We start from the raw sequence: 13439 nt of genomic DNA, 5'->3' as shown, positions 1-13439 counted from the left end.
TCCGCCTTCGGAGCCTGGCGCAGGCGCGCCGCCTTGTTGGATCGCCGCTCCCGACAATCCGGTCCAAACCGGATCGTTCGTCAGCAATATGGGCCTGCCCCTGGCTCGCCGCAAGCGTGCAGAGGTCCGGCCGATGCGGCCATAGCAGTCCCGATTCCCGGTTCGGGCGATCTGAGCAAGGTTAAACAATCCGGACCGATTTGACAAAAATTTCGCCCCCGTCCGTTTAGAACATGTTGACCAGGAACCCCGGTTGTTAACCCGGATGCGACGGTTTCCGCGGGTACCTCCGGCTTTTTACGGTCCAATTTACCTGCCGTTCAATGGCATGGCGCGAAATCGGGCAAAACACCGATTTCGGGGATTGTCATGTCTCGCCTACCCCTCATCAGCCGCCTTGGTCGACAATTCGCCCGCTTCGCAGCGGCCGAGCAAGGCAATATCGCCGTGATCTTCGCCATCGCGCTGGTCCCGGTCCTGAGCTTCGTCGGCGCCGCGATCGATTATAGCCGCGCCGCCCAGGCCCGCGCCTCCATGCAGTCGGCCCTGGACTCAACCGCGCTGATGCTATCAAGAGACCTGTCGGCCGGCACGATCACGACGTCGCAGATCAGCAGCAAGGCGCAGACCTATTTCAATGCGCTGTTCACCAACACCGCGACCCTGCCGTCGGTCAGCGTCGGAGCGACCTATAACGCGAGCACCAGCATCGGCTCGACAATCCAGCTGACCGGAACCGGCACCTACACGACCAGCTTTATGAAGATCGCCGGCTTTCCGACACTCGGCATCGACACCAGTTCCACCAGCGCGTGGGGCCTGACGCGGATGCGCGTGGCCCTGGTGCTCGACAATACCGGGTCGATGGCCCAGGACGGCAAGATGGCGGCGATGCAGACGGCCGCGAAAAACCTCGTCGATCAGCTCAGCACGCTCGCCAAGAATAACGGCGACGTCTACATCTCGATCGTCCCCTTCGCAAAGGACGTCAATGTCGGCGCCAGCAACTACAACAAATCGTGGATCGATTTCAGCGATTGGGATGCGGCCAACGGCACCAGTACCTGCACCGCGCGCAACTACTGGGGGCAATGCACCAGTTCCACCTGGACGCCAGCCAATCACAACACCTGGACCGGCTGCGTGACCGACCGCGACCAGGATTACGACACCAAGAACACCACGCCGACGAGCGGCAATGTCAGCACGCTCTTCCCGGCGGAGCAGTACTCCTACTGCAACACGGCCAGTTCGTCCTATCTGCAGCCGGTGATGGCGCTGAGCTACGACTGGTCCGCACTCAAGACCCGGATCGACGCCATGAAGCCCACCGGCAACACCAACCAGGGCATCGGCCTGGCCTGGGGCTGGATGACGCTATCGACCGGCGATCCCATGAACGCGCCGGCCAAGGACACCAACTACACCTACAAGGACGCGATCGTTCTTCTTTCCGACGGCCTCAACACGCAGAACCGCTGGTACAGCAACGCCTCGCAGATCGACGCGCGACAGAAGAAGCTCTGCGACAACGCCAAGGCCCAGCCCAGCAACATCACGATCTACACCGTGCAGGTGAACACCGGCAGCGATCCGACCTCGAGCGTGCTGCAATATTGCGCCAGCAGCGCCGACAAGTTCTATCTCGTGACGTCGGCCAGCCAGACCGTTTCGGTGTTCAAGGACATCGGCACCTCGCTGTCGAAGCTGCGCGTGGCGCGCTGACGGATCGACCGCGTGCAAATAAAAAGCCCGGCTGGTTCAGCCGGGCTTTTCGATTCCAGGACGTCCTGAAAAATTTACTGAGCGGCCGGGGTGAACTTCGACACGATGGTCTCGACCGGCTTGAACGCCTGCTTGGCGAGGTCGCTGTAGAGGCCGGCGATCTTCTGCGATTCCGCAACGAAGGTCTCGTAGGCGGAACGGGCGAAATCGGTCTGCGCTTCCATGGCCTTGTCCAGCGACTTCACGCCGGAAAGCTTCTCGACGTAGGACTTGGTGTCTTCAAACGACTTCTTCGTATAGTCGCCATAGGCGCTGGCGATCGCCTGGAGGCCGTGCTGCACCGAGGTCGCGGAGGCGACGTACTGCTCGAAGTGCTCTTTCCCGTAGCTCTGAAAGTCTTCAACCTTGAACATTTCGGAATCCTTTTCCCTGGCTCGCGTCGGGAAGCCCCGGCTCCCTGACTCTGCCCACAATTAGTGCAACGCACAAAAAAGTCAATAATTTTGTGCGTCGCACAAAATTCGACGTAAATCGACGAGATTCCCGGGGTTTCCCGCAAGGGTTCTTTAAGCTTTTGGAAACTCCGGGCCCCTACCCTGATTCCTGGACGTGTTCAGCTTCCGCAGACGGTCAAAAGCCGTTGGAGAACATCACCTTAGCCAGAATAGCGGTTCAGGCCCAACGTCCCCCGCGGCGAACACCAGCGGAGAGACAGCCTGAGCAGGTAATGATCCCGGGTCCATTGGGCACAATTTCGCCTCACGAGCCGGTGATCAGTTGAGAAACGGGGACGGGGTTCCATGCTTCGTAAAAACTTGTCTTCCTCGCGCTTGGCGCGGGTTGGCGTTTTCGGGCTTCTTACGATCACCACCGCGGTCATCTTCACCACCGATGCCGCCGAGGCGCGGCGTCATCGCCGCCATTACGCGCACCACCGGGTGCAGCGCGATGTGTCCGAGAGTTCCAGCCCGAAATTCGCGTCCATCATCGTTGACGGCAATTCCGGCGCGGTGCTGCAGGCGACCAGCCCCGACGGGATCCGCCACCCCGCCTCGCTCACCAAGATCATGACGCTCTATCTGCTGTTCGAGCGTCTCGAGTCCGGGAAGATGAAGCTCGACACCGAGATGCCGGTGTCCCAGCACGCCGCCGATCAGGATCCGACCAAGCTGAATTTGCGCGCCGGCCAGACCATTCGCGTCGAGGATGCGATCAAGGGTCTCGTCACCCGCTCCGCCAACGACGCAGCCGTCGTGATCGCGGAAGCGATCGGCGGCGACGAGGACGACTTCGCCCAGATGATGACGCGCAAGGCGCGCTCGCTCGGCATGTCCAAGACGGTGTACCGCAACGCCAACGGCCTTCCCAACGACGAGCAGGTCACGACCGCGCGCGACCAGGCCACGCTCGGCCGCGCCATCCAGGAGCGCTTCCCGCGTTACTATCGCTATTTCGCGACCTCGACCTTCAACTGGCGCGGACAGTCGATCCGCAACCACAATCACCTGCTCGGCAGTGTCGAGGGCGTGGACGGCATCAAGACCGGCTACACCCGCGCCTCCGGCTTCAATCTTGTGACCTCGATGCGCCGCGGCAATCGTCATCTGATCGGCGTCGTGCTCGGCGGCCGCAGCGGCGGCTCGCGCGATGCGATCATGCGCAACCTGCTCGCGGAGAACCTCGAGAAGGGCGCGACCACCCACACCGTCGCCGCGGTCACAGAGCGCAACGGCGCTGACGCCGGCACCGAAATCGCCGACGCTTCGCCTGTCCCGGCCCGTCCCGTCCCGCAGGTTCAGGCTGCCTCTACCTCAGCTCCTGAACCCGCTCCGTCGCGTTTCGCCGCACGGCTGTCGACGCTCGCGGCTGCGACGGCCGCGGTACCGCCGGCCCCGATCAAACCCGAAGTCCGGGCGACGGAATCCAAGATCGAGCCGGCGCCGCTCACCAATGGCGTGATCTCGAGCCAGCCGCTCTCCATCATCCCCGGCTCGTCCGAGCCGATGAAGCCGGTTCGGGTCAAGACGGTTCAGGTCAAGGCCGGCGCCGTGAAGATCGCCTCCGCCGCCTCCCCTCAGGTCGCAACGCCGGTCACCAACGCCATTTCGCCCCGTTCCGACGTCGCGGAAACCTCCGGCGCCGTCGTCGCCCGGGCCGATCTCATCAACAAGCCCGAAATCGTCAGCCAGTCGGAAGCGCCGAAGGCCGAGATGGCCCGCACCGAGCTGCCGCGTCAGCCGACCGGCTTCGGCACCGGCAACGGCATCCTGGGTGTGCTGCCGGCCGCGACGGCCGCCGCGCCCGCCCCGGCTGCTCCGAAGCTCGCCTCCGCCGATCCGATGCCGATCCAGATGAGCGCCACCACCAAGCCGGTGGTCACCCACAGCGGCTGGATCGTCCAGGTCGGTGCACTCGAGAGCGAGAACGAAGCCCAGCAGCGCATCGACGCCGCGCGCAGCTCGGCCCGCGGCCTGCTCAGCAAGGCCGATCCGTTCACCGAGCCTGTCGTCGCCAAGGACAACCGCAAGCTCTACCGAGCCCGCTTCGCCGGGCTCGATCGCGACCAGGCCGAAGCGGTCTGCCGCACCCTGAAGCGCGCCGAGATCTCCTGCATGACCGTTCGCAACTGATCTCGTTGCCCGTCCCGATCAAAATGCCCGCGCCTGCGCGGGCATTTTTGTTTTTGGCGGGGTCTCGATGCCAGTTCCGCGACAACCTCTCGTCAAGGATTTACGGTTAAAACTTTACTCGATCAATCAACCACGCCGACAACGGCGGGTGTCAGGGCGACGGCAGACAGAGCAAGCGGAGCTCACGCGGTACGGGCGTTTGTAGCGTAGTGCCGGAGTTAGCCGTTATGCGTGCGAAGCAGAGTATCCTTGGCCTCGTTTACACGGGCAGCGAGATAGTTCGACCCCCCCTGGTCGGGATGGAGTTTCTTCATCAGGGTCTTGTGGGCCCGGCTAATGTCGTCACGCCCCGCCCCCGGCTGCAGGCCAAGGATCTGATAGGCCTCCTCCGTCGTCATTTTGCCGCTCGCCGCCGGGCGGCGCTGCCCCCCTGCCGCGTCGCCCTGCGCGTTCTGACGCCAAGCGGGAAACCGGCGGTCCAGATAGCTTTCAAGTAAGGCCACGCTCTCGGCGTCGAACGTCGGGACCATGGCCAGCAGGCTGGCGAGATCGAACTCGCCGAGATCGCGCCCGGCGTAAGGCCCGGCGACGATCTGCCCGCCGAGCTGGCCGGAGCCGTGGTCGAGCCGCATATCCAGGAATTGCGAGCGCACGCGCGAGGATTGCCCTGACGCGGGCGCAGCGCCGCCGCCGAACAGCCCGCCGACATTGCCGAAGCCGGCATTTGCCAGCGGCGTCCAGCCCAGCAGCCCGGCGCCGAAAATCCCGAGCGGAATAGCCACCACCAGTTCGCCCTTCAGCCCCGTAAAGGCTGCGACCGCCAGGGCCACCACGCCGCCGCCGAATTTGACAGCGCGCGCCAGCGCCGCCGGATTGGCCGAGCGGAACATCTGGAGCAGCAGGTAGAGTGTGATAATCGCGACAGCGCCGGCAATCAGGGTCATGACCGGAATATAGGCGCCCTCGCGGCAAAATGCATGGCATACGCCGTGCCGCGACGCCTGCGCGCTACTTCATTTGGCCGATCAGCCTGGCCGCTCCGCTCGCGGTCTTCGCCAGCTGCAACAGCGCCTCGCGACCGCCGGCGGCATAGGCCGCAGCGGCCCGCAGCAGCTCGCGCAACTGCGCTGCCGCGCCCGGATCGAACCGGCACCAGGCACCGCCGGTCAGACGCGCGATCTCGCGAAAGGCCTGCTCGGCGACGGCGTCCTGACCTTCCTGAAACACGAACACGGGCACCTTGAGCATGCCGAGCTCGCCGGCCTTGGCGCAGAGCTCGTCGACCTTCTCCTCCATGGCATCGCCGACGAAGACGACGGCGCGCACGCCCGATGCGACCGCCTCGCGCCGCGCCTCGCTCAGCACCTTGCCGATCTGGGTGTCGCCGCCGCGGCAATCGATCTTGCTCATCAACGCCGCAAGCCTGCTGCTGTCGGAGATCCACCCGGTGGAGCGACACTCGCTGAAGCCGCGATAATAGACCAGCCGGATGTCGAGACTACCAAGCGCGGCGGTCTCGCGAAACATGTCGGCCTGCAGCGCACAGGCCATGTCCCAGGTCGGCTGCCGGCTCATCGTCGCATCCAGCGCGAAGATCAGCCGCCCCTTCGCGCCCGGCGCATGCGGCGACAGCGCATGCGCCTTGGCCACGAAGGCGGCGATGTCTTCCGCAGTCGACGTTCCGGCCTGCGGCACCGCGCGGCCTGCCTGCGCCGAGACGGCATCGCCGCTGCGCGGTTTGATGGGTTCGCCCGACATCCCTTGACCCTGCGTGGGCGGCTAATGTGGTTAGCGCAAGCAGCCCGGTCAATGTGCAAAGCCCCCGCCGGCAGAGGCTGGCGGGGGCTTTGCAGATCGTGACTGACGATGATGCGCCGTCGGGAGAAGACGTCAGCTCTTGGCAGGCGCCATCAAGGCGACCGGACCGGGCTCGAGGATTTTCGGCGGCGATGATTGCGTATCGACGGGTCCAACCTCGCTGTCGGTCGCGCTCAGGAATTTATCGAGCATGCCCTGGATCGAGTTCTTGGCGACATCCGGACCGGTGTCGCGCATGTCGTTGTGCTGGAATTCGGTCTTCACGACCTGGATGCCCGCCTTCTCGCATTCCTCGTCGGTCGGGATCACGCCTGCATCGGTCTTGAACTGCGGATCCTGCGAGCGGAACGACAGGATCTTGAACTTGCCGGCGGTGACGAAGGGCACACGCAGGTTGTCTAGCGTGACGACCTTCTTGACCTCATCCGGATACTGCTTGGCGAAGTACATGGTGATGTCGCCGCCCATGGAATGGCCGACCATCGTCACCTTGTCGTAGTCGGCGTTGGGCTGAACCTTCTTCATCTCCTGCACGGCGAGATGGATGTTGGCGACGCCGCGCAGGATCTGCGGCAGGCGGCCGACATAGAGCTCGCCGGGCTTGGTCACCATCGGGGGATCGGTCGGCAGATCGTGCTGCGGGCTCAGGACCATGTAGCCGCGCGCAGCGAAGATGTTGGCGAGGAAGCCGTACTCGGTGTTCTTGACGGTGTTGCCGTGATTGATCACTGCGACCGGCAGCGTGATCATGCCGGCATTGGCCTGCATCTCCTTGTCGCGGCGCACCGCGATTTGCACGGGCACCGGGCGATTGTCGCGCGAGGCATCGTAGAAGGTAATGGTCTCGTGCTTGATGGCCCACTTGCTCGCCGTGAAATAGGCGATGCCGCAGAGAGCACTGACCGAAACCAGAACGGCAATTCCACGCTTCATTTTCGTCCTCAGCCTCAGGCTCTTAGGCCTGAATCCCTGTTGAAAATCGTGTTCTTCCGGGGCTCTTCGGCCCCTTGTCGCCTATCGCTAATATATGTCACAGGCGCGTGACAGGAAGGCTAAATATTGTGAACCTGCAGCCCTTTCGTTGTGCGGCGCACACGTTTTCTGGGCACCCCGTCCTCAGCAAGTCATTTCAGGGTGCACGTCACCATCCGACGCAACCGGTCTCGATCGGGTTCAATTTTACGGTCAACGTGAAGTAAAAACGACGCAACGCAGCCTCAGTTCCCGTGAGAACCGGCCGTCAGATCGATCGGAAGTAGTTATATACCGCCGTCTCAGGCGCCCAGGATGTCGTGGACCTCGAGCGGCTTGTCGACCTGGTTGAACCACTCGGCCCGGTTGGCGGCGCGACGACGGCCGCGCTCGTCCAGCGGCAGCTTGAGCTGGCGGAGCAGGCTCGTCACCTCCTCCCGTGCGGTGAGATGGCCGAGATTCGGCCGCATGCCGAGCGTGGCCTCGTCAATCTCGTCGAGGGCGGTCAGGCCGCGGGGGAAAAATTCGCGATAGACGACGCGTTCGGCGAAGCCGTCGACGTAGCGGAAGCCGAGCCGCAGCGACAGATCCTTCAGCCCCTCGGCGACCAGCTGCTTGTTGCGTGAGCCGAGCATCGACAGGCGATTGCGCACGACGATCCAATCGGTGGTCGAGCCGTCGAGCTGGCGGCGCTTGCGCCTGACGTCGCGCACCATCTCGGCGTAATGGCTCTCGCCCGTCACGGCGTAGTTGGCGGGATCGACGGTGCCGAGCACGTCGAAATCCAGGAAGCTGTCGTTGATCGGCGTGACCAGCGTATCGGCCATCGAGTGCGCGAGCCGCATGAGGTAGCTGTCGGTGCCCGGCGTATCGATGACGATGAAGTCGAAACTGCTCTCGACCGCCGAGACCGCCTCCATGAATTGCTGGAACTCGGAATTCTCGTTGTCGGCGACCTGCATGGTCTCGCCGAGCTTGATGCAGCGATGCGTCGGCAACTCGAGGCCGAGCCCGGTGCGGCGCGCCCAGGCGGAACGGTTGTTGATGTAGTGGGTGAAGCTCTGCTGACGGCAGTCGAGGTCGATGGTGGCGACGCGCTGGCCGGCCTTGAGGAGCGCAACGGCGATGTGCAGAGCGGTGGTCGACTTGCCGGAGCCGCCCTTCTCGTTGCCGAGCACGACCACATGCGCCGAGCCGGATTGGCCTTGGCTAGCCTGCACAAGCATGGCGATCCTCAACACCCCAAGTGAATATCTTCGAGTTGGCCGCGTCTGCGGTCAAGTTAAATGCGTAACTGGTCATGCAAATCGTACTGCGCCGTTCTTCGTCATGAACAGCAGTGCCAATCTTCGTCTGTGATCCAACCCGCAATGCCGCGTGGCGTGCGCGGCCATGCGGGATGCTGTGCCGCATCCGGATGCATGGCGTCCACGATCGCCGCTTGTTAAGGTTAGTCGCCCAGGCGCCAGGTCATGCCGCGCCGATTCCAAAACGCTGTCGAGTCCTGATGCCAGCAAGTCCCTTGATCGCACGAACGGTCCCGACCCTGCGCCGCGCCGTCGACAATCTCCGCAAGCGAAAGGCTACCATCGCGCTGGTGCCGACCATGGGGGCCCTCCATGACGGGCATGTGTCTCTCGTCCGCCTCGCCAAGCGGCGCGCCAGCCGCGTCGTGGTCTCGATCTTCGTCAACCCGACTCAGTTCGCCCCGACCGAGGATTTCGGCGCCTATCCGCGCACCTGGAAGGCCGACATCGCCAAGCTCGCGGCCGAGGATGTCGATATCGTCTGGCACCCCGGCGTCGCGGCGATGTATCCGGAGGGCTTCGCCACCCGAATCGTTCCGGAGGGACCGGCGCTCGCCGGCCTCGAGGACCGTTTCCGCCCACATTTCTTCGGCGGCGTCGCCACCGTCGTCGGCAAGCTGTTCACGCAATGCCGGCCGGATTTCGCGATCTTCGGCGAAAAGGATTTTCAGCAGCTGCGGGTGGTGACGCAGATGGCGCGCGACCTCGACCTCGGCGTGAAGGTCGTCGGCTCCCGCACGGTGCGCGAGCGCGACGGACTCGCGATGTCCTCGCGCAACGTCTATCTGTCGCCCGAGGAGCGGCAGACCGCCGCCGTCCTCTACCGTGCCATGAAGGACAGCGCCGGCCGCATCCGTGCCGGCGAAGCCGTCACGTCGGCCATGAGTCGCGGCGCCGCGACGATCGAGGCGGCCGGCTTTGCGCTCGACTATTACGAGGCGCGCCATGCCGAGTCGCTCGCGCCGGTCACCTCGCGCAAGGACGGCCCATTGCGGATCCTGGTCGCGGCCAAGCTGGGCACGACCCGGCTGATCGACAACATCGCGGTCTAGAGCAGCCCGAGATCGCGCAATTCGCGCCGCATCGGTTCCGGCATCGCCGCGATCGAGCCGGCGGCGGATTTGCCGAGATCGGTCGGCACGGAATCATCAGCGAGATAGCGCCAGCCCTGGAACGGACGCATCGGCCGCGGCGACACCGAGACGACCTTCGGCTGCATCACGATGCGGCAGCGCCCGATGCCGTCCTTGTCACGGAACGGCTCGATGCCGATGATCTTCTCCCGCGCGGCGATCTCGCCCTTGATCACCCAATAGAGCGACCCGCCCGCGAGGATCTCGGCGTCGCGCTTGGGGACCATGCGGGTGATGTGGATGTGATGTTGCGGCAGACCCTTCTTCTTGGCGGTCTGCATCCGTTCGGCGATCCATTCCTTCAATTCCTTGACGGAATCGCAGCCGACGGCGAGCTTGATCAGATGTAGCGGCATGCCCAAGCATTAGCCGGGCAGCACCGCATTTGGAATGCCGATCTACTCGTTATCCGCAGCCGCGGGAGCCGCAACCGACGCCGGCGGCGGTGCGAGCGGAACCGGTGCTGCAGGGGCACGCGCAGCCTTCGGAGCCGGCGGCTTCTTGGCCGCGGCCGGCGCGGCGGCTTGTGCCGAGGCCGCTGCCGGCGCGCGCAGTGCCGTCGCCGCGTTCGCAGGCGCCGCCTGACGCGTCGTCGCGGTGGGCTCCGGATTCATGATGCTCACCGGCGGTGTCGACGCGGCGCTCGGGAACTCAGCGCTGGTCGGCTTGCCCGTCGGCATCGAGGGCGGCAGCCCCGCGAGCGCGGCGTTGGCCGGCATCGGCGGCAGCGTTGCAGGCGCGTTCCAGGTCGGCGCATAGCGCGCGACCAGCGTGTCGTAGAGATGGGAATCCATGTTGGCGGCGACCTGCTGCTGGTTGGTCAGCGAGCGGAACGCGGCGCAGTCGAACTGCGTGCACCCGTCGCGCACGACCAGCACCTGCGCCACGAGGCCATAGCGATCGTGCTCCAGCGCCTTGCGCAGCACTTTCATGTCCGTCGTCAGGCTCTTCTCGGCGGTCGCGGCGTCACCGAGCGCGGTCAGCCGGTCTAGTCGGGCTGCGGTGTAGGAGACGGCGGCAGCCGCGGCATCCGGCGAGCCGAACAGCGCCTTCTCGCAGCCTATGGCGACCGCATCGCCGGCGAGATCGTCGAGACAGGACAGCGCCGGCAGGCTCGCGATGACCGCGTTGTTTTGCGCGCGCGCTTCGGTCGGCGCGTCCTGCCCCGCCGGGCCGTAGACGCGGATGGTGGCCGCTCCGGCGATCGCGATGGACAGCAGCGTGATCACCGTGAGCGCGCCGTTGGCGATCGACCTGTCGGCGCGCAGCAGCGTGATAAGCAGGATCAATCCGAAGAATCCGGCAGCCGCCAGCGTCATCCACATCGGAAAGGCCGGCGAGCGCCAGATTTGGTCGAGCGAAGTGGCCCAAGCCCAGTTCATGCGCGACGTCCCCTCACGCGAGCAGAGAACAAATGGTCAAGCGAGCACCGCGGGTCGGCAACTGCCCCGCGCCCACCTTGCGAAGGTGAAGCTGGCCTTTTGACGGCGGCAGAACACAATTCCGCAGGAGGCGCGAATGCGGGGGCGTCAGTCTTCAGGAGAGCGCGAGCTGGCTTTCCTTGGCGACGCGTTCGAAGGCTTCGGTCGAGCTCTTGATCCGGTACTGGCAGTCGTCGCCGTCGGTCGGCAGCAGGCGGATGACCTCGTACGAGCCGCTGGCAGCTGGGCGCGCGACGTTGCTTGCCGTGAACAAAACGCGCGTTCCAATCGGAAATTTGTGCTTCAACACCCTCTCCATCACTCAAACAGCGCCTGCCTCGCCCATGGTCCCACTGCGACGGCCGGCCGGAAACCCACGTGCTGTATAGCACGCAGCTGGTCGTTTTGGCCAGCGCGATGCCCGCATGGCAAACGTGTAAATGTTGCAGTCTTTTCAGACTGATAAGGATGGAACCCAGGGCCCGATGTTACCGTCGGGGCGGCATGTTCAGGCGGCATGTCGCAGGCCGGTCGCAGCCCGGGTGGCCCATGGCCCGGCAATGTCCGGAACCTGAGCGCCGCCGGCCGGCACGGAGCCGGCGGCCTCGTTCGGACCCGGCGGTCAGGCGTCCTCGAACTTCGCGATGACGAGGGTTTCAGCCAGCCCGTCGCGGGTCCATTCCTGGAACGCCGGCAGCGCCATCATCGTCTCCATGTAGGCCTTGGTGTCCGGCGCGACGTCGATCGCATAGGTGCGCAGGCGGTGCACCACCGGCGCGTACATCGCGTCCGCCGCGCCGAAGCGGCCGAACAGGAATGGACCCTTGGCGCCGTAGCGCGTGCGGCATTCGCGCCAGATCTCCTCGATGCGTGCGACGTTGGCCCTGACGTCCGCCGACAGCGCCACGGGCCGGATCGGCCGGTGCAGGTTCATGCCGCATTCGTTGCGCAGGGGCACGAATCCGGAATGCATCTCGGCGCACACCGACCGGGCATGGGCGCGCGCGGCGACGTCGTCGGGCCACAGCTTCACTTCGGGATAGCGCTCGGCGATGTATTCGATGATGGCAAGCGAGTCCCACACCGTGACGTCGCCGTCGACCAGCACCGGCACCTTGCCGGCACGGCTGAAGGACAGGATCTGCTCCTTGTCTGCGGGGTCGTCGGTGTAGAGCGGGATCAGCGTCTCCACGAACGGGATGTCGTTGGCGCGAAGCGCGAGCCAGGGCCGCATCGACCATGACGAGTAGTTCTTGTTGCCGATCGCGAGTTTCAGCGCAGCCATGTCATCAGTCCTTCCCGAAAGGTCTTTGAGCGAGCCGCTTTTAACGCCATCGCCTGCCGCCAATCAATCGTTGCTGCGCCCCGCCATGCGTGGCAATCGTTGCCGTTCTCACCAAGAGACGGACATGAGACAGACATGAGCAGACATTGGGTCGACGTCACAGCCGTCGGCTTCTTCATCATCGAATGGCTGGTCTATGCCTTGACGCTGGAGCATTCGGCCTACGGCCGCGACAGCCTGTCGGCGCGCATGAACCGCTATCGCGAGGTCTGGGTGCGCCGGCTGCTCGATCGTGAGACGCGCATGATGGACATGCAGATCATGGCCTCGCTGCAGAGCGGCACCGCCTTCTTCGCCTCGACCAGCCTGATCGCGCTCGGCGGCGCGCTGGCGCTGCTGCACGCCACCAACGACGCCATCACGATCTTGAGCAAGCTGCCGATCGACCTCAGCACCTCGCCGGCGATGTGGGAGCTGAAATGCGTCGGCCTCGTGCTGATCTGCGTCTATGCGTTCTTCAAATTTGCCTGGGCCTATCGCCTGTTCAACTATGTCGCGATCCTGTTCGGCGGCATGCCGCCGGCCGAGCGGCGCGACACGCCGGAGGCGGAGGCTCACGTCATCCGCACCTCGCGCCTGTTCGAATCCGCCGGCCGCCATTTCAACCGCGGCCAGCGCGCCTTCTTCTTCGCACTCGGCTATCTCGGCTGGTTCGTCAGCCCCTGGCTGCTGTTCGTGACCACGGCCGCCGTGGTGGTCGTGACCTGGCGAAGGCAGTTCGCGTCCAGCTCATGGGCGGCGATGGCGCCGGAGGTGCTGGATGGTGATGTGAGTATCAATCGCGGTCATTGAGGCCCGTGTCCCGGACAAGCCGCAATGCCCTACGAGCTTGTGGCGGTCGACTTGGCTTGCAGACGTGCCTTCGCGTTCTCGCGGCGCGTTTCGCCCGAGCTTTGCCTGGTCTCGCTGCCCTCCAATCCAAGAGGGAGCAGGGAAGGCCGGGTGCCGGCTGGCACCCGCGGTCCGCTGCGCGAAAATGCACACGCAGGAAGAACCGCACAGCAGCATACAGGTGTCGCCGATCACTCGGCCTTCCCTGCGCGATGGCTGGACGGCTTATGCCGTGATCTCCCGGGAGCCGACCATTC

Annotated in this window: 13 protein-coding genes; 4 read left to right on the top strand and 9 right to left on the bottom strand. The window is 64.7% G+C overall.

Going from position 1 to position 13439, the window contains the following annotated elements; genetic code table 11:
* The first annotated feature begins 369 nt into the window (after positions 1-369).
* Entirely contained in the window at positions 370-1725 is a 1356-nt protein-coding gene (locus tag C7G42_RS29715) for a TadE/TadG family type IV pilus assembly protein (RefSeq protein ID WP_106952465.1), read from the top strand.
* Between the two features lie 74 nt (positions 1726-1799).
* On the opposite strand, the gene C7G42_RS29710 is transcribed toward C7G42_RS29715, so the two are convergent.
* Positions 1800-2138: a phasin family protein gene (locus C7G42_RS29710; RefSeq protein ID WP_106952464.1), complete on the bottom strand. Its 339-nt coding sequence runs from the start codon at positions 2136-2138 to the stop codon at positions 1800-1802.
* A 387-nt stretch (positions 2139-2525) separates the two neighbouring features.
* Between C7G42_RS29710 and C7G42_RS29705 the strand changes: the two genes are divergently transcribed.
* The gene (locus tag C7G42_RS29705; protein WP_106952463.1) at positions 2526-4355 is read left to right on the top strand and encodes a D-alanyl-D-alanine carboxypeptidase; all 1830 of its coding nucleotides are present in this window, start codon (positions 2526-2528) and stop codon (positions 4353-4355) included.
* Between the two features lie 218 nt (positions 4356-4573).
* On the opposite strand, the gene C7G42_RS29700 is transcribed toward C7G42_RS29705, so the two are convergent.
* The 4 genes from C7G42_RS29700 to C7G42_RS29685 all read right to left on the bottom strand — a co-directional run bounded on the left by C7G42_RS29700 (position 4574) and on the right by C7G42_RS29685 (position 8371).
* Entirely contained in the window at positions 4574-5299 is a 726-nt protein-coding gene (locus tag C7G42_RS29700) for a DnaJ domain-containing protein (protein WP_106952462.1), read from the bottom strand.
* A 64-nt stretch (positions 5300-5363) separates the two neighbouring features.
* Positions 5364-6113 (bottom strand): vWA domain-containing protein, encoded by a 750-nt coding sequence (locus C7G42_RS29695; protein WP_106952461.1) that lies wholly within the window; start codon positions 6111-6113, stop codon positions 5364-5366.
* 132 nt (positions 6114-6245) lie between these two features.
* Positions 6246-7106, bottom strand: a complete 861-nt coding sequence (locus tag C7G42_RS29690) for an alpha/beta fold hydrolase (RefSeq protein ID WP_106952460.1) — start codon at positions 7104-7106, stop codon at positions 6246-6248.
* A 341-nt stretch (positions 7107-7447) separates the two neighbouring features.
* Positions 7448-8371 (bottom strand): division plane positioning ATPase MipZ, encoded by a 924-nt coding sequence (locus C7G42_RS29685; protein WP_106952459.1) that lies wholly within the window; start codon positions 8369-8371, stop codon positions 7448-7450.
* 281 nt (positions 8372-8652) lie between these two features.
* Here C7G42_RS29685 and panC point away from each other — a divergent pair, with 281 nt between their 5' ends.
* On the top strand, positions 8653-9504 hold the full coding sequence (gene panC / locus C7G42_RS29680; RefSeq protein WP_106952458.1) for a pantoate--beta-alanine ligase: 852 nt from the start codon (positions 8653-8655) through the stop codon (positions 9502-9504).
* On the opposite strand, the gene C7G42_RS29675 is transcribed toward panC, so the two are convergent.
* The 4 genes from C7G42_RS29675 to C7G42_RS29660 all read right to left on the bottom strand — a co-directional run bounded on the left by C7G42_RS29675 (position 9501) and on the right by C7G42_RS29660 (position 12291).
* On the bottom strand, positions 9501-9941 hold the full coding sequence (locus C7G42_RS29675; protein WP_106952457.1) for a DUF1489 family protein: 441 nt from the start codon (positions 9939-9941) through the stop codon (positions 9501-9503). The genes panC and C7G42_RS29675 overlap by 4 nt on opposite strands.
* 42 nt (positions 9942-9983) lie before the next feature.
* Positions 9984-10967, bottom strand: coding sequence for a hypothetical protein (locus tag C7G42_RS29670; RefSeq protein ID WP_106952456.1), 984 nt, complete (start codon positions 10965-10967; stop codon positions 9984-9986).
* Positions 10968-11121: 154 nt separating this feature from the next.
* Entirely contained in the window at positions 11122-11325 is a 204-nt protein-coding gene (locus tag C7G42_RS29665) for a hypothetical protein (RefSeq protein WP_018321158.1), read from the bottom strand.
* Between the two features lie 303 nt (positions 11326-11628).
* Entirely contained in the window at positions 11629-12291 is a 663-nt protein-coding gene (locus tag C7G42_RS29660) for a glutathione S-transferase family protein (RefSeq protein ID WP_106952455.1), read from the bottom strand.
* A gap of 135 nt (positions 12292-12426) precedes the next feature.
* On the opposite strand from C7G42_RS29660, the gene C7G42_RS29655 reads away from it, so the two are divergent.
* Positions 12427-13143, top strand: a complete 717-nt coding sequence (locus C7G42_RS29655; protein WP_106952454.1) for a DUF599 domain-containing protein — start codon at positions 12427-12429, stop codon at positions 13141-13143.
* Positions 13144-13439 lie beyond the last annotated feature (296 nt).

This window comes from Bradyrhizobium sp. MOS003 (genome assembly GCF_003020125.1).
Taxonomy (GTDB): Bacteria; Pseudomonadota; Alphaproteobacteria; order Rhizobiales; family Xanthobacteraceae; genus Bradyrhizobium.
This window is presented reverse-complemented; position numbering and strand designations above follow the sequence as displayed.

What these genes read in the sequence shown, in the direction of transcription:
- C7G42_RS29715 (WP_106952465.1), top strand. Translation starts at nt 370, where the DNA reads ATGTCTCGCCTACCCCTCATCAGCCGCCTTGGTCGACAATTCGCCCGC.
- C7G42_RS29710 (WP_106952464.1), bottom strand. Translation starts at nt 2,138, where the DNA reads ATGTTCAAGGTTGAAGACTTTCAGAGCTACGGGAAAGAGCACTTCGAG.
- C7G42_RS29705 (WP_106952463.1), top strand. Translation starts at nt 2,526, where the DNA reads ATGCTTCGTAAAAACTTGTCTTCCTCGCGCTTGGCGCGGGTTGGCGTT.
- C7G42_RS29700 (WP_106952462.1), bottom strand. Translation starts at nt 5,299, where the DNA reads ATGACCCTGATTGCCGGCGCTGTCGCGATTATCACACTCTACCTGCTG.
- C7G42_RS29695 (WP_106952461.1), bottom strand. Translation starts at nt 6,113, where the DNA reads ATGTCGGGCGAACCCATCAAACCGCGCAGCGGCGATGCCGTCTCGGCG.
- C7G42_RS29690 (WP_106952460.1), bottom strand. Translation starts at nt 7,106, where the DNA reads ATGAAGCGTGGAATTGCCGTTCTGGTTTCGGTCAGTGCTCTCTGCGGC.
- C7G42_RS29685 (WP_106952459.1), bottom strand. Translation starts at nt 8,371, where the DNA reads ATGCTTGTGCAGGCTAGCCAAGGCCAATCCGGCTCGGCGCATGTGGTC.
- panC (WP_106952458.1), top strand. Translation starts at nt 8,653, where the DNA reads ATGCCAGCAAGTCCCTTGATCGCACGAACGGTCCCGACCCTGCGCCGC.
- C7G42_RS29675 (WP_106952457.1), bottom strand. Translation starts at nt 9,941, where the DNA reads ATGCCGCTACATCTGATCAAGCTCGCCGTCGGCTGCGATTCCGTCAAG.
- C7G42_RS29670 (WP_106952456.1), bottom strand. Translation starts at nt 10,967, where the DNA reads ATGAACTGGGCTTGGGCCACTTCGCTCGACCAAATCTGGCGCTCGCCG.
- C7G42_RS29665 (WP_018321158.1), bottom strand. Translation starts at nt 11,325, where the DNA reads ATGGAGAGGGTGTTGAAGCACAAATTTCCGATTGGAACGCGCGTTTTG.
- C7G42_RS29660 (WP_106952455.1), bottom strand. Translation starts at nt 12,291, where the DNA reads ATGGCTGCGCTGAAACTCGCGATCGGCAACAAGAACTACTCGTCATGG.
- C7G42_RS29655 (WP_106952454.1), top strand. Translation starts at nt 12,427, where the DNA reads ATGAGCAGACATTGGGTCGACGTCACAGCCGTCGGCTTCTTCATCATC.